The sequence below is a fragment of the Lysinibacillus sp. LK3 genome (assembly GCF_001043675.1).
Taxonomy (GTDB): Bacteria; Bacillota; Bacilli; order Bacillales_A; family Planococcaceae; genus Lysinibacillus; species Lysinibacillus capsici.
This window is the reverse complement of sequence record NZ_LDUJ01000034.1, coordinates 25,268-47,594: the sequence shown is the minus strand read 5'-3', so window position 1 is coordinate 47,594 and position 22,327 is coordinate 25,268. Positions and strand designations below refer to the sequence as shown.

Here is a 22,327-nt window from a genome sequence, read left to right as displayed (position 1 = left end):
GACATCTCAACATGAGATGTCCTACCATTTTTATAACCCGCCTAAATAAGCTGCCTTTACTTGCTCGCTCTCTTGTAGCTCTTTTGCTGAACCAGATAAAACAATACGCCCTGTTTCAAGTACATATGCACGGTTAGCGACAGATAATGCCATATTAGCATTTTGCTCTACAAGTAATACGGTTGTTCCTTCTTTATTAACCTGCTCAATAATATTGAAGATATTTTTCACCATCAACGGTGCAAGACCCATCGAAGGTTCATCCATTAATAACAGTTTTGGTTTTGCCATTAAGGCGCGCCCCATCGCCAGCATCTGCTGTTCCCCACCAGACAATGTACCTGACTGCTGTTTTCGGCGCTCTAATAATCGTGGAAATAACTCGAAAACATGATCCATATCTTTCTTAATACCTGCTTTATCATTACGCAGATACGCACCAAGCTCTAAGTTTTCCTCAACTGACATATTGGCAAAAACACGGCGTCCTTCTGGAACGTGAGAAATCCCTGATTTAACAATAGTCTGTGCCGCTTTCCCAGCTATCGAAAAGCCTTCGTATTCAATAATGCCACCTTTTGGCTTTAATAAACCTGACAATGTCTTTAAGAGCGTACTTTTTCCAGCACCATTTGCACCGATTAACGTTACAATTTCACCCTCGTTTACTTCTAAAGAGAGGCCCTTTAATGCTTGGATGTTGCCATAAAAAACATCGATATTTTGTACTTTTAGCATTAGCCGATAACCTCCTCTCCAAGGTATGCTTCTATTACCTTTGGATTGTTGCGAATTTCTTCTGGTGTCCCGTCAGCGATTAATTGTCCGTGATCAAGTACGTAAATGCGCTCACAAATACCCATAACTAAGCTCATATCATGCTCAATCAGCAATATTGTTAAACCGAACTCTTTACGAATAAATGCAATTAGCTCCATTAAATCATGAGTTTCTTGTGGGTTCATCCCTGCTGCTGGTTCATCCAATAGAAGCAGTTTGGGATTTGCTGCTAACGCACGAGCAATCTCTAAACGACGTTGCATCCCGTATGGCAAATTCTTAGCTAGCTCATCTTTATAGACATCTAAGCCAAAGATTTTTAAGAACTCAATGGACTGTTGCTCCATTTCGGCCTCACCTTTGAAATGCGTAGGTAAACGAAAAATAGAAGCCCACATAGAATGCTTTGCAAGTGAATGATTGGCTACCTTTACGTTGTCAAGAACAGATAGCTCTTTAAATAATCGAATATTTTGGAACGTACGGCTGATCCCTTTCTGTGTAACCTGATAGGGTGCAAGTCCATTCAATTTCAGACCATTAAAAGTAATTGTACCTTCCGTAGGTGTATATACCCCTGTTAACATATTAAAGCTAGTTGTTTTCCCAGCTCCGTTTGGCCCAATAAGTCCTACCAACTCGCCTTGGTTAAGGTACATATTAACACCCTGTACTGCCTTTAAACCACCGAATTGAATACCCATATTTTCAACATTGATAAGAAGGTTTCCAGTCATTATTTCGTACCTCCCTTTTTACCAAACTTAAATAATTGTGTTATCTCTTTCGTTCCCATTAAGCCTGTTGGACGATAAAGCATCACGATAATTAATACTAAACTGTAAATAATCATACGCGTTTCTGGGAAGTTTGCTAGATAAGTAGACACGACTGTTAGGAAAATCGCAGCAATCACTGAACCAGAAAGACTTCCTAAACCACCAAGTACAACGTAAATTAAAATATCAAATGATTTTAAGAAACCGAATGTTGTCGGTTGAATAATGTAAAAGTTATGTGCAAAAATGGCTCCTGCTAGACCCGCGAAGAAAGACCCAATCGCAAATGCAACAACTTTATAGTAAGTTGTGTTAATACCCATCGCATCTGCTGCTATTTCATCTTCTCGAATGGAAATACACGCACGCCCATGACGAGAATTTGTAAAGTTTGAGATAACTAGAATCGTTAACACTACGCCAAAGAATGCGTATGTCCAGTTCGATAAATATTTAACCTGCATCCCTGCTGCGCCACCAACATAATCCGTATTTAAAAAGATAATACGAATGATCTCTGCAAATCCAAGTGTAGCAATCGCTAAGTAATCCCCTTTTAAACGAAGCGTTGGAATCCCTACGATTAAACCAGCAACTGCTGCTGCAGCAGCCCCTAATAAGATGGCCAATGGGAATGGTAACATTAACTTTGTTGTAATAATAGCGGATACATATGCTCCAACTGCAAGGAACCCAGCATGCCCAATTGAAAACTGTCCAGTAACACCAATAACAATATGCAAGCTGACAGCCAACATGATGTTAATACACATTGTGATCAACATATTTTTATAGTACAAATCAATTACTTCTGTTGTAATCAACAATTGTACAACTGCATAGATGACTAGCGCTATTACGGCATAGCCCCAGAAAACTTTAGACTTTTTCATAAAACCGCTCACCTACACTTTCTCACGGGCGTTTTTACCAAAGATACCCGATGGTCTGAAGATTAAGATTAAAATTAAAATAACGAATGCCGCTGCATCACGCCATAACGAGAAGCCAAGTGCACTTACTAAGGACTCTACAACACCTAATAACATACCACCAACCATAGCGCCTGGGATGATACCAATACCACCAAGAACAGCTGCGATAAATGCTTTAACCCCAGGAATAACCCCCATTAACGGGTCAATTTTTGTATAATAAACCCCAAAGATAACACCTGCTGCACCAGCTAAAGCTGAACCAATCGCAAACGTTGCAGAGATTGTATTGTCAACGTTAATACCCATTAAGCGAGCTGCATCTGCATCGTGGGAAACGGCACGCATCGCTTTACCGATTTTTGTTTTATGTACGATGAATTGTAAAAGAATCATCAGTACAACTGCGACTGATAAAATTAAGATGGAAGTACTGCTGATTTGAACGCCAAAAATATCTAATGATTTATTTTTGAAAACTTCAGGATATGCTGCTGGTTGTGCACCTCTGAAGAAAATTGTTGTATATTCAATTAATAGCGATACACCTATCGCTGTAATTAAAGCTGCGATACGTGTCGCATTTCGTAAACGTTTATAGGCAATACGTTCAATTAATACACCAAAAATTGCACAAACTAACATCGCCAATAATAATGCTGGGAAGAAACCAAGCTCCCATTTAGCAATAGCGTAAAAGCCAATAAATGACCCAATCATGAAGACATCACCATGAGCAAAGTTAATCAGCTTGATAATACCGTATACCATCGTATACCCTAACGCTATTAACGCGTAGATACTTCCAAGTGAAATACCGTTCACAAGTTGCTGTATCCATTCCATGCGCATTCACTCCTTTAAATTTTCTGAAAATTGAAAAATAAGTACATAGATCGATACTAAAAGTTATGTTTTGCTCTACGATTCTAGTTATCTAACACACAAAAAAGGAAGGCGTGTTTACCCGCCTCCCCCTTGCTTACAAAACATTAAGGATTAACTTTAGAGTTGAACACTTGTTTACCGTCTTTAAATTCAAGAACTGTTGCTGTTTTAATTGGGTTATGATTTTCGTCAACTGAGAAAGTACCTGTTACTAAAGAAAGATCTTTTGTTGCAGCTAATTCATTTTTAATTGCTTCCCCATCTGTAGAGCCTGCACGTTTAATTGCATCAGCAATGTAGTAAATTGTGTCATAACCAAGTGCGTTGAATGCGTCAGGCGCTTTGTCACCATTTGCCGCTTTAAATGCCTTTACGAAATCTTGAATTTTTTGATCTGGGTCTTCAGCAGAATAGTGGTTTGTGATGAATGTGTTATTCAATGCATCCGCGCCAGCTAATTCAATTAAAGTTGGAGAATCCCAACCATCAGCACCCATCAGAGGTACATCAATGCCCATTTCGCGTGCTTGTTTAACAATCAAACCTACTTCTTCATAATATCCAGGGATAAAGATAAAGTCTGGATTTGCCGCTTTAATATTTGTTAATTGTGTACGGAAATCTGTATCCTTCGCTACATAAGCTTCTTCTTTTACAACTTTTCCGCCACTCTTCGTAATCGTTTCTTTAAAGGATTTTGCTAAACCTTTTGCATAGTCTGATGCATTATCTGCAAAAATAGCTACATTTTTCGCATCTAGCTCACCTGAAGCAAAATTAGCTGCTACAATCCCCTGGAATGGGTCAATAAAGCATGTACGGAAAGCATATTCATTAACACTGCCATCCTCATTTACCGTGATATTCGGTGCTGTACCAGAACCCGTAACAATAGGAATTTTATTATCATTTGCAATTTGAACAGTAGCTACTGTATTACCTGAAGTTGCAGGTGCTAACATTGCTACTACTTTATCCTGCGTTGCTAGTTTAATAGCAGCTGAAGTTGCTTCAGAGTTCTCTGATTTATTATCTACTTTAATCAGTTCAATTTTCTTACCATCAATACCGCCAGCATCATTAATTTCTTTTACAGCCAGTTCTGCACCTAGCCCAATAGAGGAACCATAAGATGCTACATTCCCTGAAAGCTCTAAGTTGGCACCGATTTTAATTGTATCGCCATCAGATGAACCTCCGCCTGATGATGAGCCTCCGCCAGAACTTGAATCGTCTCCGTTACCGCAACCAGCAAGAACACCAGCAAGTAATGAAGATGCTACTAAAAGTGAACCGAACTTCTTAAGCTTTTTGCTCTCTCTCATAATTAAATTCCCCCTGAAAATTTCTCAAATATTAGATATTTCTGATAATTATAAACAATTAAATTCATTTACTCAATAGCCAAAATAATTATTTATAACTATCTAAAAACAAAAGAAAATATTATTCATATAAGCCTTTTTCATTGTAAAACATTCTTTATATTTAGTCTAGAGTGATTTTTCAGTATAATTAGTTATTTATGAATTATCTTTTAATTCAAACTATAGACTAGTACAAAACTATCAGATGAAATTGTTTTTTCAACATAAAGTCTGCTTAATTTATAGAACCTCTTCCTCTATTACAATTATTTCCCTGAAAATAATCAAAAGAATACGAATAACTAATTGCTTATATCTGTACTGCTAACAGGAAAAAGCTTAGAGTGGGTTTCCCATACTCTAAGCTTTTTTTAATTCAAAGACACAAAGGCGCTCATTAATATTTGTTTCATTTTCTAAATGCACTTCATGAAGCAACTCAAATGGTGTTCCATGATGTAAAAATTGTAAATAATCGTAAGGCGGATAATATAAAATTATATGAATATCTCTCATTCGGTGCTCATAGGATTTCCAAATATTGTTAATGACTGTACGAAAAATATGGATTGAAAAAGGATTAAAAAAGAAAAACACATTATCACGTGACTTTATTTCATATGATTCGGCTATTGTATGAATAAACTTAATAGGGGCATGTGCTCTCATTTTTTGAAGATAACTACGTTTATTTTCTTCAGCCTCCGTATAAAACCCTGCATCCATTTCTATCCCAATGGTTGGTATATGGAACTTATGGTGCACATAAATAGGAACTCGCCCTTTCCCGCACCCCATATCAATAAATACTGGATTGTCAGGCATCTGATACGCAGCGAATAATTGCTCCAATCCTCTGTAGGGTGTTGGCTCATAACGATGATAGTGTGCAAGCTTAGGAAAGCCATATTGCTCTCCCACCGTGTTTATATGCAAATGTTTATCAAATTGCTGTTCATTCATATGAAAGGACTCCTCAGAAAAGAATGCTTTATTTTAACACGATAAAAAGCAAAAACCATACCCAAAGATATTGGATATGGTTATTTTCTAACGACCTCTACGTTTAAATTTAACAACAAAGAGAAGTGCAAGAAGGAGTAGCACCAGGCATGTAATGGCTGTAAACATTGTATTTTTATCAATAACAGGCTCGTGATTCGCAGCTTCACTATTCGCACCAGGCATTCCCATTGGGGCTCCATTTCCATCAGGAGGTTGCATTTGTTCTCCATTTTGTCCATTTCTCGGACCCTCGCCCTCTCTATTAAAAGGTGGGCTCTTTGATGGATCAAAGTCCTCTGGTAGCTGACTTGGATCAAAATCATCTGGCATCCAATCCATTTCACCATTTTCACTTGGTATTGGCATACCCATATTGCCCTGAGAAGACGTAGATGCTTCCACAACAAGCTCCCCAGACAGTTGCCTTAATATAGATTCTGAGCGCTGTTTGGCAAATTCCGGCAAGCTATTTTCACCTTCAACTGCTTCTAAAAACTGCTCCGTAGTAGAGAATTTGGTTGGATCCGCCTCCACATAAGTAGTTAATAAGACAGCTAACTTTTTAGTAATGGATTGCACATACTCTTCTGTTAAATAAGTTGTCGCTAGCTCTTCTAAATAACCTTCATATTTGTCACGATATTCATCATTCGAAAGCAATGCCTTCAAGAGTGGCCGCTCCTCTAATGTTGTGCCAGAAACAGGTGTTGTCACACTAAAATTAATAGCACTATCATTTATTAGATTGCCCGACATGCCCATTCCCATGTCAACGCCGCCACCTCGTTGTTGCTGCATACCCCCATCGCCAGTTTGATCGGGTTGTCCATTGTTTTGTGCCACTGGTTTTTCCATATTAGTAGTAACGTCAGCTTGATTTTCACCGTTTCCTCCTGCTATTCTACCGCCTCCAGCCCCAAAGCCACCAAAGGACATGTTGTAATCCCAAGGAATAATAGAAAACACACCGTTCTGTTCATATAAATAATAGTTATGTTTCATATTCCCTTGATAACTATCTAAATTCACAAGTGCTGTGTTGACGGCAAAATAACGTAACATTTCATCCACATCGATATACTTTTCTATGTCTCCACCATTATTAATTGCGTCTAGCATTTCAACTAATTTGGATTGATTAATAGTACCTTCATTTGTTTTTAATCCGATACCTGTATAGTCTTCGATATCGTCGCTAATATATTTTAAATCGCTGCCTGTCCCATCTGGCTTAAATAAAAAACCATCATTAGAGCCGTAATTATTAGCCAGGAATGTCTCATCCACAGCTTCTACCCCTAAGAACAAACCCCGCTCCTCACCATTCACTGTGACATACATATAGGAGTGTGCTGGTGTTGGTAAACCCATTTGCTCCATCAGTTCATAGGAGATATACTCTCTCATTAATGTAGAGTCACTATAATTATTGTTTAAATTTAATTTTTTTAAGCCATACAAGCTTTGTGTATCATCATAATAATCAAAATCGATTTTTAAGCTATAGCGATCTGAGTCACTATTGACAACCGATCGTAGTGATAGATTGCCCTTTGTACGAATAGCAACATTCTCAACTTTCTTGCCGTTTACTGTAATATCTGCTTGTTTTAATTCTTCAGCAGAAGCATTTTCGAGCATGTCAGCCCAATCTTCCTCAGCAATTTCAATATCAACTGTTGTTACTTTATTTTTATTAAATACTATATTCTCATAGGAGAACTCAGAATTTTTCGTTTCAATGCCTACATTCGGAAGTACAGCATATATCACGACAAAGAGAAGGAGTAAAATCACCATGCATAGATAGACAATTCGTGTTTTAATCATAGCCGTCACCTCTCATCGTAGTTCTATTTGTTAATGAGGTCATTACGCTGTGAAATTCCCATCATAGCTCAGCATAATGGCTGATTTTACACCAGCTACCTTTGTTAGTTCATCCATCAATTTTGCATCATTTTGTTTTACACGAATTTCATAAGTTGTTTCGATTTCATTCTGTTGCATAATGGATTTCGATTTGAGAGCGAATTTTTTTGTTTGCGCAGCAATAATTCTCTCAATTTCAGCATTAGCCAATTCCTCTTCAAACTTTACAATTAGTAAATACGGATTTTCTACCGTTATTTTATTAACGAATATTAGCAATACAAGTCCGATTAAAATAGCACCAATAATCACTAAAGGAATAAAGCCAGCACCACATAAAATACCTGAAACAATTGCCCAGAAAATATAGACTAAATCCATGGGATCCTTAATAGGTGTACGGAAACGTACAATAGATAAAGCACCAACCATACCAAGTGACAGCAGAACATTTGAACTGATTCCCATAATCACTAGTGCTGTTGCCATTGTCATTATAAGTAGTGAGATATTGAATGAATGTGAGTAAATGACTCCATTAAAGGTCTTCTTATAAACAGCATAAATGAAAAGCCCAATAAAAAACGCTACTACTAAACCAATAATTGAATCGATTAATGAAAACGAGGTTGTTTTTTCTAAAAAGTTAGATTTAAAAATATCACTAAATTTAATTGTATCCATTGTTCATTCTCCTTTATTATTAGCCGTACATACGACTAAGTTGATATTTTGAATAGGCCTCAGCACGAGTATCCACTGACTGTAGTAAATATTTGATGATGTCTGGTAGATATTCATCGTACTTTACCTCTAAAATAACAAGATTAGGCTCCAGCACATCGACCATAGGCAAGTTTTTATTAAACATATCCGTGTTGCGTAGACTCGATTGCACCTTACTATCAAATGTCACACGCACATTGCCAAACGGATAGATATAGGCTTCTCTCTCGTAATCCACTACCGTAGTAGGTCGCAACTGGTTGTAATTCATCTCATGATATAAATCTAGAATTAGCGCTCGGTCATCATTCTTCATCCAGGCTATCTCGCCAATACGTAGTTTTTCATACTCAGCTTGAGATATTGAACATTTTGTTTTAAAGGTCACATTGTTACGCTTACTCTTCCGCTCAAGATTAATAACATTATTAGACTTGCCGTATATGCGTACTCGATATTTATCTCGATTAATAAAGCCTTCTTTTTTCTCATTTAACACTTTATTGGCAAAATTATCGAAGTACGTACTACGAATTAAATATTTACCGTCTAAGCCAGCATGATGATCACGCTGCATAACATGCTGAAGCTTGGCTTTTAATAATGCATAATCTGGATAAGAGATCGCTTGCTTTATTTCTTGGCGACCATTTGGATTAAATGAAGTAACTATTGGCATTTCATCACTCTCCCTACTTGTATTAGTGTCAGACTGACTAACCTTTAATGCTGCTGGTCCCTTTGTTCATTTCCCGTCTACATCGTTTACTATAAAGGGCTTTTGTGTCAGGCAGATGTCAGCTTTACAAATTCTTCAACTCTCTTTTACAAAACAAAGCAGATTTCTGGGTGACGGATTAAACCAACACTAAGAAGGCTACTACGCTCTTATAGCGTAGTAGCCTTTTGCAATACTAATTCAAAATGTGTTCCAAAGGGATTGCTTTCAATTAATCGCAAATCGCCCCCAACAGATTGGGCCATCATTTTACTAAGTGGTAATCCTAAACCCAAGCCGCGAACCGTATATTTTTTATTTTCCCCTCTATAAAAGCGCTCAAAAATAAATGACTGATCCTCTAGAGGGATTCCATGTCCTGTGTCCTTCACCATCACTGACAGAGCCTCGCCATGATCTATCAACCTCAAGGTTATTGTTCCTTTGTCCATCGCCTGTTTAGCATTGGTTAATAGGTTTGTAATGATCTGTTGGATACGAACAATATCTATCTGTACAAGCACAGGTTTTTCCAACAAATGTAAATTAACTTTTACATGTTCATCTTCCTGCATGACTTCCCACTGTGCCACCGCCTCTCGTAGTAGCTGATTAACATCTACTGACTCTATCTGCACAGGAATAGCATCGACAGCAAAATGGTTAAAGGCAAGTAAGTCACCAACCATTGTTTTCATTTTTGTCGTTTCGACCATAGCCATTTCAATGAATTCCATAGCATCCTGTCCCGTTACAACACCATCTCTTACAGCCTGTAATAAACCACTTATAGAGGTGACAGGTGTTTTCAATTCATGGGTGACACCTGCTAGTAATTCCGTTCGAGTTTTCTCCAGCTGTTCTAATTTATTTGCCATATTTTTGAAGGAGGAAACAAGCTCATAGATTTCCTTTTCCTTACTATATTGAGGCAAATCAATTGCATAATTGCCTTCCTGTACATGCTTGGCAGCCTCAGCTACTTGTTTAATGGGATGGGCCAAACGCTTTGACAGAAAGTAAATAGCGATCCAGCCTAATAATGCTAATGCTCCAATTAATATGGCAAGCTGTCCATATGCTTGGTTAACTCTTGTTAAATTCTCCTTCTTCTCCATCACCAGGGCCCAGCCCAATAACTCATGATTATTTTCTATCTTTCTTTTCACTACATATTCAGGTTCAAGTCCATCCTTTATTTCCTGAGTACCTTCTTTTCCATCTAACAAGCCAGCTACATTTTTAGCACTACCAGGTGGTACAGGACGGTTGCTAGTCAGTATATTTCCCTCTGTATCTACAACATACAAAATCGGATCGATCTCTTTCATATTAAAACGCTGACGATCCCCTATGAAACCTGGAATACCATTTATAGGTCCATTATTAGGATTTGTTGTATCCGTTAAACGATAGACCGTCTCGTCTGCTAAAAACTCCATTAATTCTAATCGATTTTCAAATGTTGTATGTCGAATCCACGCTGCTGAGATTAAAGATATAATAGCTAAGCCTATAAAAAGTGTCAGTAAATATCGGCTCGTCCAATATTGAAGTAAGGATATTCGCTTATTTTTTTTGAACACTTAGCTGATACCCCAATCCACGTAGTGTCTTTATTTCTCCTTCCGCTTCATCCCATTCTTTTAAAGCCTTCCTTAGCCTCTTTATAGCTAAATCTACAGCACGATCACTACCCTCATACTCCCATCCCCAAACTTGATCTATAAGCTGATCCCGGGTAAATGTTTGATTAGGGTGGTCAGCTAAAAACATGAGCACTGATAAATCTCTTGGCGTTAATACAATCTCTTCTCCACCCAAAAGCACTTTATGCGCTTTACAATCAATCACTAGAGACCCATACTGCTTACTAGTAGCTGAATCAGAACTACCTACAGCACGTCTTAAAACAGCCCTCACTCTTGCAACAACTTCATCTGCGATAAAAGGCTTGGCAATATAATCATCTGCCCCATGATCAAACCCCTCTAGACGGTAATTAACCTCACCTAATGCTGTTAACATGATAACTGGGCAAGTACTTCGTTCTCTTATTTCTTTTAAAATGGACCAACCATTTTTTTCTGGTAACATAATATCTAGCAACACTAGATCTGGCTTTGTTTCACGAAACATGACCAAGGCTTGACCACCATTAAAACATTGTGTCACACTATAACCCACTTTTTGTAAATACACCTTTAAAACCTGGCTTATTGGATATTCGTCCTCTATTACTAAAATGTTTGCCAAAGTCAATCACCTCGCTACTAGTTCACTCTTATATTCATTATAGCACTGGATTATGTCAGTTAAATGTCAGCCTATCCATTACCCATAAACTACTAGCACAGATTATATAGAGGACATCTATTGACAATGTCTTCCTCAGCCACTTATCATTGAGTGCGAATGATAATCAATGATAATTCATTCAAAAACCTAGTAAATGAAATTAAGGGGGGTAAAAGCATGATTATTGTAACTAATCGTATTCAAGTAAAACCCGGTTTTGCTGCGAGAATGGCACCAAATTTTACAAAGCCAGGTCCTCTGCAACAGTTTGAAGGCTTTCATAAAGTAGAGGTATTAATTTCAACTGATGATCCTACTTATGATGAAATGAGTGTTAATATGTATTGGGAATCTAAGGAGCATTTCCAAGCATGGCGTAATAGCGATGCATTTGCTGCAGCCCATCAACGCCCAAATTCGGGCTCTGAGGGAGAAAAGGCTGACAGTCCAATTATCGGCAGCAAAATAGTGGTGGCGGAATTAGCTTCTTCTATTGAAGCCTTAAATTAATAAACGACGATTAAATTACTTATACATTATCTTCTGATTCTATCTAAAAAGCCCTGCATGGTTGAACGATCATGCAGGGTCTTTTTTCTTGGTATAAGAAACATTGATTAAATCAATATAAAAGAATGACTAGTATATAGCCCAGCACGGATAGACAGACCGAGCCAATTAAACCTGCAATAAATGCCTTTACACCTAGCTCCTTAAATGTTTTCATTTCAACATTTAGCCCTAGACCAGCCATTGCCATCGCAATTAAGATATAAGCAGTATCAACTAATGCTTGCGATACATTCGCCGGTATAATCCCTAAAGAGTTGATAGCACTCATCGCTAAAAATCCTAAAATAAACCACGGTATGATGGATAAAGAAAAGGCTTTTTTCTCTTCACTTTTGTCCATTCTTCGATAGAAAATACCAATAACAATTGCTACAGGTACGAGTAGGGCCACTCGTGTTAATTTCACGATGACGGCTATATCAATTGCTTCATTTCCACCAGCAGATGCAGCTGCAATTACATGCGCAATTTCATGTAATGTCCCCCCTGCGAAAATCCCATACGCAGTAGGTGTTAAATCGATGATGGAATAAAGTACCGTATAAATAAGTGTGAAAATAGTCCCCAATAACGCAACAATCGCTGCCCCTACCGCCGTTTCCTTTTCATTTGCTTTAATTTGAGGTGCAATTGCCACTACTGCAGCAGCTCCGCAAATGGCAGTCCCGCAAGCCGTTAATATCCCTAGCTTTTGATCGACTTTAAATATTTTTGTTAGGCCGTACACAACAATTAAGGCAAATAGCAGATTAATGACTGCAATTAAAAAAACGTTAGCACCCGCATGATAAATATCTGCCAAATTTAAGCGCATACCCAATAAAATAATACCAAAGCGTAATAGCTTCTTGCTGGAAAATGAAATACCTACTTGCCAAGAATCTTGTACTTTAAATGTTGCTCGCCAGATCATCCCTAATATAATGGCAATAACCAACTGTCCCAATATTGAAAGGAAAGGAAATGTGGCAATATATTTCGCTACTAAAGCAATAAGAAGCGTTAACAATATCCCCTTCAAGAAATTTGGATTAAGAGTAGATTTTAATTTATGCTGTCTATTAACCATGATGTTCACTTCTTTCTCCCTTGTTGATTATTACTTTAATAAAGAGTGCACTATTAGTAAAATACATATATATAATTATTATTATTAATATTTCTAATAATAGGGGTGAAGATATGCAATTGGATGCTTTAAAAACATTTATCACACTGGTTGAGGTCAATAATTTTACAAAGACCTCTGAAATACTTCATATTTCACAACCAAGTGTTAGCTTACACATTAAGAATCTAGAGCAAGAATTACAAACAACCTTATTTATTCGCTCCCCAAAATCGGTGCAAATTACACCAACTGGTGAAATTCTTTATAAACGAGCAAAGCAAATCATGGCGATAGCTGAAGCTGCAAAAGAAGATATCGCGGCCTATCATCAAGAGGTACAAGGTACGTTAGTCATTGGGGCAAGCTTTACAATTGGCGAATATATATTACCTCCAATTATTGCAAGCTTACAGCAACAATTCCCACAACTTGAACTTCAAATTATTATTGGCAATACAAAAGAAATCATTCAATATACAAAATTACTGCAAGTCGATATAGGTCTAATTGAAGGACAGGCTCATGATAATGAACTAGTCATTAAGCCATTTATGCAAGATGAGTTATTTATTGTTAGCGACAGTAAACATCCTCTTACAAAGCAACAACCTCTGACTGCTGATAAACTCCAGCAGCAAAGATGGGTTGCGCGTGAAGAAGGCTCTGGAACACGTTATTATCTGGATCATTTATTCAGAGCAAATGGTTTACAGATTCATTCGCTTTTGACTATTAGCAGTAATCAGGGCGTGAAGGAGAGTGTTATGCAGGGACTTGGTCTTTCTTTATTGTCTGCCTGTGTGATAGAACGTGAATTAAAAAATGGAGATATGACTATTCTGCTTCTTGAAGGACAGCACTTTATGCGAACATTTTCTTATCTTTGCTCACCTACCATGAAAAATAAGCGCAATGTCGACATACTGATTGATATCTTAATAAAAAAAGCATAGCGATTTTTTCTCGTCGCTAAGCTCTTTTTATGGTTCTTCTCGTATTAAAATGTTTACTTTCAATGATTTCAACAAATTTCATTGCTGCTCTAGAAAGGGGTACTGACTTCAAATAACACATACCAATACTTCTCGTAGGAATACTTTCCCTTAAAGTTAATTCATAAAGAAGTCCACGTTGAAGATAGTCCTTTGAAAATTCCTTTGTTACACATGCAATGCCGAGGTTACTACGCGCAAATTCGAGTACCAAATCATGTGAGCCTAGCTCAAACTCTGGCTCTATGTGAACGCCTCTTGCAAAAAGATAATCTTCCACATACTTCCTTGAATTCGATTTTTTCTCTAGAAAGATAAGTGGAAATTTTAAAAGGTCCTCATAGCTTAAACTTTTAGATGAAAGTGTTTTATATTTTTCCCCACAGACAAAAATATCCTGAATATCTGTACATACCGTTAACTGTAATGTTGAATCTTCAATTGGAAAATTACAAAACCCTATATCTACTTCACCCGATTTAATAAAATTACAAATTTCAGAGGTTGTGCCATTTAGCATTTGCAATTTAATATTCGGATACATTGTATGGAATGCTTCTAAATAAGGCATTAAAAAGAAGCGTGAGATCGTATCACCTACACCTATTTTTAATTGCCCTGTTGTTAAATTTTTAAATTCAAGTAACTTTTCTTCACCAGCATCTAAAAGCCCTAAAGCAGAATTAGTATATTCAAAAAGTAAGCTACCCTCTGTTGTTAATGTCACACCTTTAGGAGTTCGATTAAAAAGACGTGTGCCAAGCTCATTTTCTAATTGCATCATTGCCTGACTTACAGCTGGCTGTGTCATATATAAATCTTTTGCCGCACTAGAAAAGCTATTATTTTTTGCTACAACACTAAAAACACGATATAAATCTAATTTCCCTATCATATAAGCACCTCTTATAGCTATTATATGAACTATTAATTTTACTTATATCATTAACGAGCCTTATAGTAAAATCATATGGTTTTTATATCACTTTACGCTAGATAGAATGAGGAGAGATTAAATTGGAACGTGTAATCGGTACAGTTGTAAGAGGTCTTCGTGGTCCTATTATTAATGAAGGCGATAATATTGAACAAATTGTTGTAGATACAGTGTTAAATGCTGCACATATTGAAGGATATACAATAGAGGATCGTGATATTGTGACAGTAACTGAATCTGTCGTGGCACGTGCACAAGGAAACTATGCTACGATTGATGATATTGCCATAGATGTAGCGGCTAAGTTTGGTGATGATACGGTAGGCGTTATTTTCCCCATTTTAAGTCGAAACCGCTTCGCCAATTGTTTACGAGGCATCGCTAAAGGTGTAAAAAAGGTAGTATTAATGCTAAGCTACCCATCTGATGAAGTGGGTAATCACCTTGTAGATATTGATGAGCTCGATGTAAAAGGCATTAACCCATGGACGGATACACTCAATGAGGTTGAATTCCGCGAGCATTTTGGCTATAAAAAACACACATTTACTGGTGTAGATTATATTGAATACTATAAAGAGTTAATCGAAGCAGAAGGGGCTACGTGTGAGGTCATCTTCTCAAATAATCCAAAAACAATTTTAAATTACACAAAGAGTATCTTAACATGTGATATTCATTCACGCTTCCGCACAAAACGTATTCTAACAGCGAACTGTGCAGAAAAAGTTTACAGCCTTGATAATATTTTAGCTGAATCAATTAATGGCTCTGGTTTCAATGCTGAGTATGGTCTACTTGGCTCGAACAAAGCAACAGAGGATAGTGTTAAATTATTCCCACATACTTGCCAACCGATTGTTGATGGAATCCAAGCAAAAATTAAAGAAGCTACAGGAAAAACAGTAGAAGTTATGATTTATGGTGACGGCGCATTCAAAGATCCTGTAGGTAAAATTTGGGAGCTTGCAGATCCTGTTGTATCCCCAGCATTCACCGCTGGATTACATGGAACACCGAACGAGGTTAAATTAAAATATTTAGCGGACAATGATTTTGCAGACCTTCGAGGCGAAGAACTAAAGGCTGCTATTTCTGAATACATCCAAAATAAAGATGAAGATTTAACAGGTCAAATGGCTGCACAAGGAACAACACCGCGTCGTTTAACAGACCTTATCGGTTCCCTATCTGACCTTACATCTGGTTCGGGTGACAAAGGAACACCAATGATTTACATTCAAGGCTACTTCGATAATTACACTAAATAAACAAACAAAAATGAACTCTCGTCCTAATGAAGAGAGTTCATTTTTTTATGGCGAGGATAACAGGAATCGAACCCGTACTCCCATTGGAAAGGGATATGCACTCCTTGCACCTACCTCGTAATAGATGATTATTGAATGCTTGCTATAGTATTACATTGTGCTCAGTCCCTTCTCTTCTTAATTGGTTAGGATTTTAATTTATTTGGAATAATTTCTTCTTGTAGCCAATGCTCACTTGTTTGAACATGTTGCGGTCTCACAAATTTCCCTAAATTATAGCGGAAATCTTCGTAATGGAATGAGCTAGTATTTCTAATGACATACCCCTCTTGTTCCCCTTCAAAGAATGATTTTCCAGTGAATGTACGTTTTATCTGTTCTTCGTCAAAAATCCCTCGGTATAAAACGGGCACTGTTTCTATACCTAACTCTGCTGCAAAGGCCACGGTTTCATCCCAGCTCAAACAAATATTTTCTTCATTCCAAATGCTAAACAAATAGAAATAGCTTGTTAATCCTTGATAATAAATAGAATGCTTGGCATAAACATTTTCACCACATAAGCGCCAGTCCTTTGGAATCCGATACGCAAAATTCGCGTGAAATGTTTTTACCCAATGTCTAGAAGGATGGTTGGCTGAATGAATACTTCTAGCATGCATATAGTCTCTGTAAAGTGTTGTCCCTTCTCCATCTAACTTTTCAGTGACAACAACCTCCTTTCCAATAAAATGATTCACATTTCTAGCAACTTTATCATCATCGGTATAACCCCTGCTCCATGGTAAATGAAAACTTCTTGGGTATTTCATTAATTTCGTCATATTTTCACCTTCCTTTCCTAAAGTTTACTTGGCAAATTGATCTGCCTCACGGAAAAAATAAAGCCTTGTTAATAAATCATCATCTAATAAATGATAAATTTGGCTTCCACCTCTATCTCCCCCATACTGGATTAACATATGAAATTGCACTAAATGAACAACCTTTAATACAAATTCCTTTTCAAAGCCCAACTCTAATAGAAAATGGCAAACCAGTTGAGCCGAGACATTTTCATGCCCAAAATAACCATAACGCTGTTGCAAAGGTTTATATTTTTTACAAGCTGGTTTACCGACATCATGAAACAATGCAGCTATTTGTAGAGCTAGTTTATCGCTTTCTAAGTAGTACTCATTGATATACGCGTACACAAAATACGTATGCTGACATAGTAAAAACTGATGGAATGGGTTTTCTTGATCGAATTGATAAATTTCTTTGAAAAGTGGGACTGCTTGAAGTGTTTGAAAAAGCTCTTCATAGGTGGGGTGGCCTTGTATGAGTGAAACAAATTGTTGTCGAGAAAGATCATAGGGACTTGATTCATGAATAATATGCAATTCATTAAACCCTTCTCCTACTGTCGGGAACTCTAAATGCTTTCTCATTTTTTCCATCACGATTAATGGTACATGTCTTTTCCTTTGCTGGTTTCTAGCTACACAGATTGAATAAGGTGTATCAAAGTAATAACATACCTTCAGCACATTACTTGGTATTTTACGAAGTGCAAACATCCTGCGCTCTCGTTCAATATTGGTTGCATCCACAATGACAGAAAACCCTTTTGCCACTAAGTCATTAAGACGTTCATATAATGTACGAAAGACTATACGTGATTTTTGCTTCGTTGAATCCCCAAATAACTCCTGACGTATAGCGTCGCTTGATAGGACAATTGCATTTTCATTTTTAGCTAACTGTTTCACAAATGTACTTTTCCCACTACCAGGCAACCCCACTGTAAAGATTACCTTCATTTTTTTCACCTCCCTTCAAGTTTCTTTATCGTATGGCATGCCACATTCTTTAGTGTCTCAATAGCATTTCATCCATTATTTTTAATAACAATTTATGATAATCAGTCATAATATGAAGCAATATTACATATAAAAAAGACGGCTCCACCTTTTTGTAGAGCTGTCTCTGTTTATCAATATCTTATTACCTTACACATTTATTGTATCATAAATTTACAATAATTTCTAGACTATACTTCTTTCCGAAGTAGATGTATGATAAATTTCCTGCTTCAATCCCCCCATATCATGTGCATTTGGATACTTTCACTATATTCAAATTTGTGGTTGGACAAACAGTTAAAAAAGCATCACAATTACCCTCTTCTCACCATCTATTGAGGTGAGGGTTACTGTCAAAGGAAGCAAATAACTATGGAGAGGAATGTGAGTAAACGTTGGAAAATCAAAAAGAATGGCTAGAAGAAAAGCATCACCTTGAGGATTCTTTAAACATTATTGTTCATAAAATAAAAGAGTTAGAGCATAAAGAAAAAGGTTTTAAAGAAAATGCTGTTGCCTTAAAGAAATCCTTTTGGAACGATGTGAGAGTCAACCTAGATACCGCTGAGGATGTAGACGAAACCTTTTTTGCAATTAAGCAGCAGGCAGAGCTTTTATCTGACTCAGAGCTAGCACAGGAACGTGCAATTCGTAATGTAAAGGTATATGAACGTTTACAACAGTCACCCTATTTTGCTCGTATTGACTTTGTACAAGATGGTCAACAAGACCCTTTAAAAATTTATATTGGTGTAGCCACATTATTGGATGAACAGGATGAAAATATCATCATTTTTGATTGGCGAGCGCCTATATCAAGTATGTATTATGACTACACACCTGGTGATGCATCCTACGAAACATTAGATGAAGAAATTCATGGAGAAATGCTGTTAAAACGGCAATTTATTATTAAAAATGGTCAACTACAATCCATGTTTAATACGGGCCTTACAATTGGTGATGACCTACTGCTCGATATCCTTGCGCAAAATGCAAATGAGCATATTCGTAGTATTGTTGCGACAATCCAAGCAGAGCAAAATAAAATTATTCGCCATGTAAATTCACGCTATCTTATTGTTGAAGGCGTGGCAGGTAGTGGCAAAACAGCTGTAGCCTTACAGCGGGTAGCTTATCTACTTTATCGTTATCGTGATGAAATGACTGCCAATCAAATTCTGCTAATTACACCTAACCAACTTTTTAATCAATATGTTCATTCTGTCTTACCTGATTTAGGGGAAGACAATATGCAGCAGTTAACGTTTATAGAATATGCTGAAAAACGATTAGGTAAACAGTTTCAATTAGAGTATCCTTATGAGCAGCTTGAAGAACTGTTAACAGAAAAGGATGATGCTCAGTATCAAACAAAATTAAGCATCATTTCTTTTAAAGCGAGTCTCGCTTATAAACATATAATCGATCAATATGCGAGTTATTTATCCGATAAAGGCTTATTATTTAAAAATATCGTTTTTCGTGGAGAGCGGATTATTACTGCACAGGAAATTACCGAATACTTCTATTCTTTCCCTTCTACTATGTCGATACCAGATCGCCTACAATTAGTAAAAGAATGGTTATTGCAGCAACTAACGAAATTGGAAAAGGCTGAGCGTACAAAGGAATGGGTAGAAGAAGCTACTGAGCTATTAGATAAAGAAGATTATTCCAAATCTTATAGTGAACTTTTATATGAGGGTCGCTATACTGAAAACTCATTTGACGATTTTGATCAAGAACGCTATAAATTAGCGAGACAAATTGTCAAAAAACACTTTAAACCATTACGTAACTCTGTTAACAAGTTAAAGTTTGTCCATATGTTGGGTACATATCGACAGCTCTTTGATTTGAATAGTTCTATTAACAGGGATTTACAACACCTTATGCCAGACAATTGGGAGGACATTTGTCTACAAACACTCCCTAATTTAGCAAAGCGTTTGATTGCCTATGAGGATACTGCACCATTTTTATATTTACAGGACAAAATTGAAGGACAACAGACCAATAGGATGATCCGTCATGTGTTAATAGATGAAGCACAGGATTATTCGCCATTTCAACTTACTGTATTACAGCAGTTATTCCCAAAAGCACGTATGACCATTTTAGGTGATGGCCACCAAACGATTCATCCACATACCTTTAATAATCCTTCTCTACTCGACACTCAATTATATGGTGAGCAGGCAGAAAAAATGATATTAACCAAAAGCTATCGTTCGACAAAGCAAATCATACAACTCACTGCCAAAATATTGAATGATGGTAGTGAAGTAGAAGCTTTTAACCGAAATGGCCCTGAACCATCGATTACTATTGTGCCAAATGAATTGGAATTAATGGATCATATTATTCAAAATATCGACCATTTATCTATTGAATTCGAAACAATTGCTGTCATCTGTAAAACCGCAGCCGAATGCTCTGCCGTTTATAAGCAATTAAACAATCGAGTAGATATTCAATTAATCAACCATAATTCAAAGCAGTTTAAGAAGGGTATTTTATTACTTCCAGCTTACATGGCGAAAGGGATCGAATTTGATGCGGTAATCATCTATAATGCATCTGCCGCTAATTACTCAAGAGAAAGCGAGCGGTACTATTTCTATACGGCGTGTACGAGAGCTATGCATGAGCTTCACATTTACTCGATCAACAAATTAACGTATTTCCTTCAATAATAGGTAACAGGAGAATCTGTAAATAACAGATTCTCCTGTTCTCTTGCTGTTTTATATATAGAACGTATAGTCTTCTGGAATAACACGTTTTAAAAATTTCTTCGTTCGCTCCTCTTTTGGGCTGACGAAAATATCATGAGGGCTACCTTCCTCTACAACCACTCCTCCATCCATGAAAATTACGCGATTGGCAACATCTTTGGCAAAGCCCATTTCGTGTGTTACTACAAGCATTGTTGTACCCTCCGCTGCAATATTTTTCATGACCTGTAGAACCTCACCTACCAACTCAGGGTCAAGTGCGGACGTTGGTTCATCAAATAAAATAATATCAGGATTCAAAGCTACTGCTCGTGCAATACCAACACGTTGCTGTTGACCTCCTGACAACTGACTTGGATAGGCATCATATTTGTCTGATAAACCTACTTTATCAAGTGCCTTTTTACCAATTTCCACAGCCTGTGCTTTAGGAATTTTACGTCCAATGATTAATCCTTCCGTTACATTTTCTAATGCTGTTTTATTAGTGAATAGATTATAGTTTTGAAAGACAAATGCGACACGCTGGCGAATTGCATGCACGTCTTTTTTCTTTACATGTTGAAAATCAACCTGAATATCTCCAAATGTCGCATGGCCTTGATCAGCCTTCTCTAAAAAATTGATACAACGCAATAATGTTGTTTTTCCTGAACCACTGGGACCTAAAATAACAACAACGTCCCCTTTATCAATGGCTAAATCAACACCCTTTAAGATTTCATTGCCACCAAATGATTTATGAATATTTTTAATTTCTAACATGCTAATTCACCCCTTAGACATTTGCCATTTTGTATTTGCTTAAATATTTCTCATAACGCTTAAACAAGTATTCAACCGTACTACATAAAATTAAGTACACAATAAAGATATCCAAATAGGCCTCTACATAATTGTAGCCAACGTTTGCCGCTACTTTTGCCTTCAGTGTAATTTCAGGAAGCGACATTGCGTAGCCTAGCGATGTAGCTTTAATAAGATTAACTGTAGCTGTGCAAATATTCGGCAATGCCACTACTAATGCCTGTGGAATGATGATGCGAGTATATGCTTGGAATGTTGACAAACCTACTGAGTGTGCAGCCTCTAGTTGCCCCTTTTCAATGGTACTTAACGCCGATCGAAAGACCTCAATCAAAATGGCTGTTGAGCTGAATGCAAATACAATAAACGCATACCAAATTGGATTGATTTTATAAATATCATACGCAATATGATATTTTTCAAAAATAATTTTTAACATTAAAGGTATACTGCTATAGATAATAAAAATTTGTATAATAATCGGCGTTCCTCGAACAAAAGAAACATAAATCTTCGCGAGGTGATGAATAACTGGAATTTTATTGATCCTAGTTAGTGCTAACAAAAAACCTAGTGGCAAAGCTATCACCAAAGCAACAACTGTGACTAGGAGCGCTATAGGAACACCAGACAAAGCTACGAAAAATGTTTCAAGTAAAAATTGATAATTCACCCTCACG

General features: G+C 37.0%; 21 protein-coding genes. 4 read left to right on the top strand and 17 right to left on the bottom strand.

All coding sequences use genetic code 11. The features are described 5' to 3' along the window. Window positions 1-30 precede the first annotated feature (30 nt). The 11 genes from VK91_RS20495 to VK91_RS20445 all read right to left on the bottom strand — a co-directional run bounded on the left by VK91_RS20495 (window position 31) and on the right by VK91_RS20445 (window position 11,326). Window positions 31-738, bottom strand: coding sequence for an ABC transporter ATP-binding protein (locus VK91_RS20495; protein WP_048395515.1), 708 nt, complete (start codon window positions 736-738; stop codon window positions 31-33). Further along, a complete protein-coding gene (locus VK91_RS20490; RefSeq protein ID WP_048395513.1) occupies window positions 738-1,517 on the bottom strand; it encodes an ABC transporter ATP-binding protein in 780 nt (259 codons plus the stop codon). The genes VK91_RS20495 and VK91_RS20490 overlap by 1 nt, the downstream gene beginning before the upstream one ends. Then, the gene (locus VK91_RS20485) at window positions 1,517-2,452 is read right to left on the bottom strand and encodes a branched-chain amino acid ABC transporter permease (RefSeq protein ID WP_048395511.1); all 936 of its coding nucleotides are present in this window, start codon (window positions 2,450-2,452) and stop codon (window positions 1,517-1,519) included. Before VK91_RS20485 ends, VK91_RS20490 begins: the two co-directional genes overlap by 1 nt. A 12-nt stretch (window positions 2,453-2,464) precedes the next feature. Then, on the bottom strand, window positions 2,465-3,340 hold the full coding sequence (locus tag VK91_RS20480) for a branched-chain amino acid ABC transporter permease (RefSeq protein WP_016992164.1): 876 nt from the start codon (window positions 3,338-3,340) through the stop codon (window positions 2,465-2,467). A gap of 146 nt (window positions 3,341-3,486) precedes the next feature. After that, window positions 3,487-4,707 carry an ABC transporter substrate-binding protein gene (locus tag VK91_RS20475; RefSeq protein WP_016992165.1) on the bottom strand — a complete coding sequence of 407 codons (1,221 nt, stop codon included), beginning with the start codon at window positions 4,705-4,707 and terminating at the stop codon, window positions 3,487-3,489. Window positions 4,708-5,109: 402 nt separating this feature from the next. After that, entirely contained in the window at window positions 5,110-5,712 is a 603-nt protein-coding gene (locus VK91_RS20470; protein ID WP_048395509.1) for a methyltransferase, read from the bottom strand. Between the two features lie 87 nt (window positions 5,713-5,799). After that, on the bottom strand, window positions 5,800-7,584 hold the full coding sequence (locus VK91_RS20465) for a CotH kinase family protein (protein WP_048395507.1): 1,785 nt from the start codon (window positions 7,582-7,584) through the stop codon (window positions 5,800-5,802). A gap of 42 nt (window positions 7,585-7,626) precedes the next feature. Further along, on the bottom strand, window positions 7,627-8,310 hold the full coding sequence (locus tag VK91_RS20460; protein ID WP_004233537.1) for a DUF4956 domain-containing protein: 684 nt from the start codon (window positions 8,308-8,310) through the stop codon (window positions 7,627-7,629). A 19-nt stretch (window positions 8,311-8,329) separates the two neighbouring features. Then, the gene (locus tag VK91_RS20455; protein WP_048395505.1) at window positions 8,330-9,031 is read right to left on the bottom strand and encodes a polyphosphate polymerase domain-containing protein; all 702 of its coding nucleotides are present in this window, start codon (window positions 9,029-9,031) and stop codon (window positions 8,330-8,332) included. 209 nt (window positions 9,032-9,240) lie between these two features. After that, the gene (locus VK91_RS20450; RefSeq protein WP_048395503.1) at window positions 9,241-10,656 is read right to left on the bottom strand and encodes a HAMP domain-containing sensor histidine kinase; all 1,416 of its coding nucleotides are present in this window, start codon (window positions 10,654-10,656) and stop codon (window positions 9,241-9,243) included. After that, on the bottom strand, window positions 10,640-11,326 hold the full coding sequence (locus tag VK91_RS20445; RefSeq protein ID WP_048395501.1) for a response regulator transcription factor: 687 nt from the start codon (window positions 11,324-11,326) through the stop codon (window positions 10,640-10,642). Before VK91_RS20445 ends, VK91_RS20450 begins: the two co-directional genes overlap by 17 nt. 219 nt (window positions 11,327-11,545) lie before the next feature. Between VK91_RS20445 and VK91_RS20440 the strand changes: the two genes are divergently transcribed. Further along, window positions 11,546-11,878: a heme oxygenase gene (locus VK91_RS20440; RefSeq protein WP_048395499.1), complete on the top strand. Its 333-nt coding sequence runs from the start codon at window positions 11,546-11,548 to the stop codon at window positions 11,876-11,878. A 112-nt stretch (window positions 11,879-11,990) separates the two neighbouring features. Here VK91_RS20440 and VK91_RS20435 read toward each other — a convergent pair whose 3' ends face one another. Next, the gene (locus tag VK91_RS20435; RefSeq protein ID WP_048395496.1) at window positions 11,991-13,010 is read right to left on the bottom strand and encodes a YeiH family protein; all 1,020 of its coding nucleotides are present in this window, start codon (window positions 13,008-13,010) and stop codon (window positions 11,991-11,993) included. A 113-nt stretch (window positions 13,011-13,123) separates the two neighbouring features. Between VK91_RS20435 and VK91_RS20430 the strand changes: the two genes are divergently transcribed. Next, window positions 13,124-14,005, top strand: a complete 882-nt coding sequence (locus VK91_RS20430) for a LysR family transcriptional regulator (protein WP_048395494.1) — start codon at window positions 13,124-13,126, stop codon at window positions 14,003-14,005. A gap of 16 nt (window positions 14,006-14,021) precedes the next feature. Here VK91_RS20430 and VK91_RS20425 read toward each other — a convergent pair whose 3' ends face one another. Next, a complete protein-coding gene (locus tag VK91_RS20425) occupies window positions 14,022-14,939 on the bottom strand; it encodes a LysR family transcriptional regulator (protein WP_048395493.1) in 918 nt (305 codons plus the stop codon). Between the two features lie 122 nt (window positions 14,940-15,061). Here VK91_RS20425 and VK91_RS20420 point away from each other — a divergent pair, with 122 nt between their 5' ends. Next, the gene (locus VK91_RS20420; RefSeq protein ID WP_048395491.1) at window positions 15,062-16,252 is read left to right on the top strand and encodes a coenzyme F420-0:L-glutamate ligase; all 1,191 of its coding nucleotides are present in this window, start codon (window positions 15,062-15,064) and stop codon (window positions 16,250-16,252) included. A 185-nt stretch (window positions 16,253-16,437) separates the two neighbouring features. Here the strand turns inward: VK91_RS20420 and VK91_RS20415 are convergent, their stop codons facing one another. Together VK91_RS20415 and VK91_RS20410 are read right to left on the bottom strand one after the other, a co-directional pair. After that, window positions 16,438-17,076: an RNA ligase family protein gene (locus tag VK91_RS20415; RefSeq protein ID WP_048395489.1), complete on the bottom strand. Its 639-nt coding sequence runs from the start codon at window positions 17,074-17,076 to the stop codon at window positions 16,438-16,440. A 24-nt stretch (window positions 17,077-17,100) separates the two neighbouring features. Continuing rightward, entirely contained in the window at window positions 17,101-18,057 is a 957-nt protein-coding gene (locus VK91_RS20410; protein WP_048395487.1) for an AAA family ATPase, read from the bottom strand. A 437-nt stretch (window positions 18,058-18,494) separates the two neighbouring features. Here VK91_RS20410 and helD point away from each other — a divergent pair, with 437 nt between their 5' ends. Further along, on the top strand, window positions 18,495-20,798 hold the full coding sequence (gene helD, locus VK91_RS20405) for an RNA polymerase recycling motor HelD (RefSeq protein WP_048395484.1): 2,304 nt from the start codon (window positions 18,495-18,497) through the stop codon (window positions 20,796-20,798). Between the two features lie 51 nt (window positions 20,799-20,849). On the opposite strand, the gene VK91_RS20400 is transcribed toward helD, so the two are convergent. After that, window positions 20,850-21,605 (bottom strand): amino acid ABC transporter ATP-binding protein, encoded by a 756-nt coding sequence (locus tag VK91_RS20400; RefSeq protein WP_048395482.1) that lies wholly within the window; start codon window positions 21,603-21,605, stop codon window positions 20,850-20,852. Between the two features lie 13 nt (window positions 21,606-21,618). Beyond that, window positions 21,619-22,320, bottom strand: coding sequence for an amino acid ABC transporter permease (locus tag VK91_RS20395; protein WP_004233514.1), 702 nt, complete (start codon window positions 22,318-22,320; stop codon window positions 21,619-21,621). Between the last annotated feature and the right edge of the window lie 7 nt (window positions 22,321-22,327).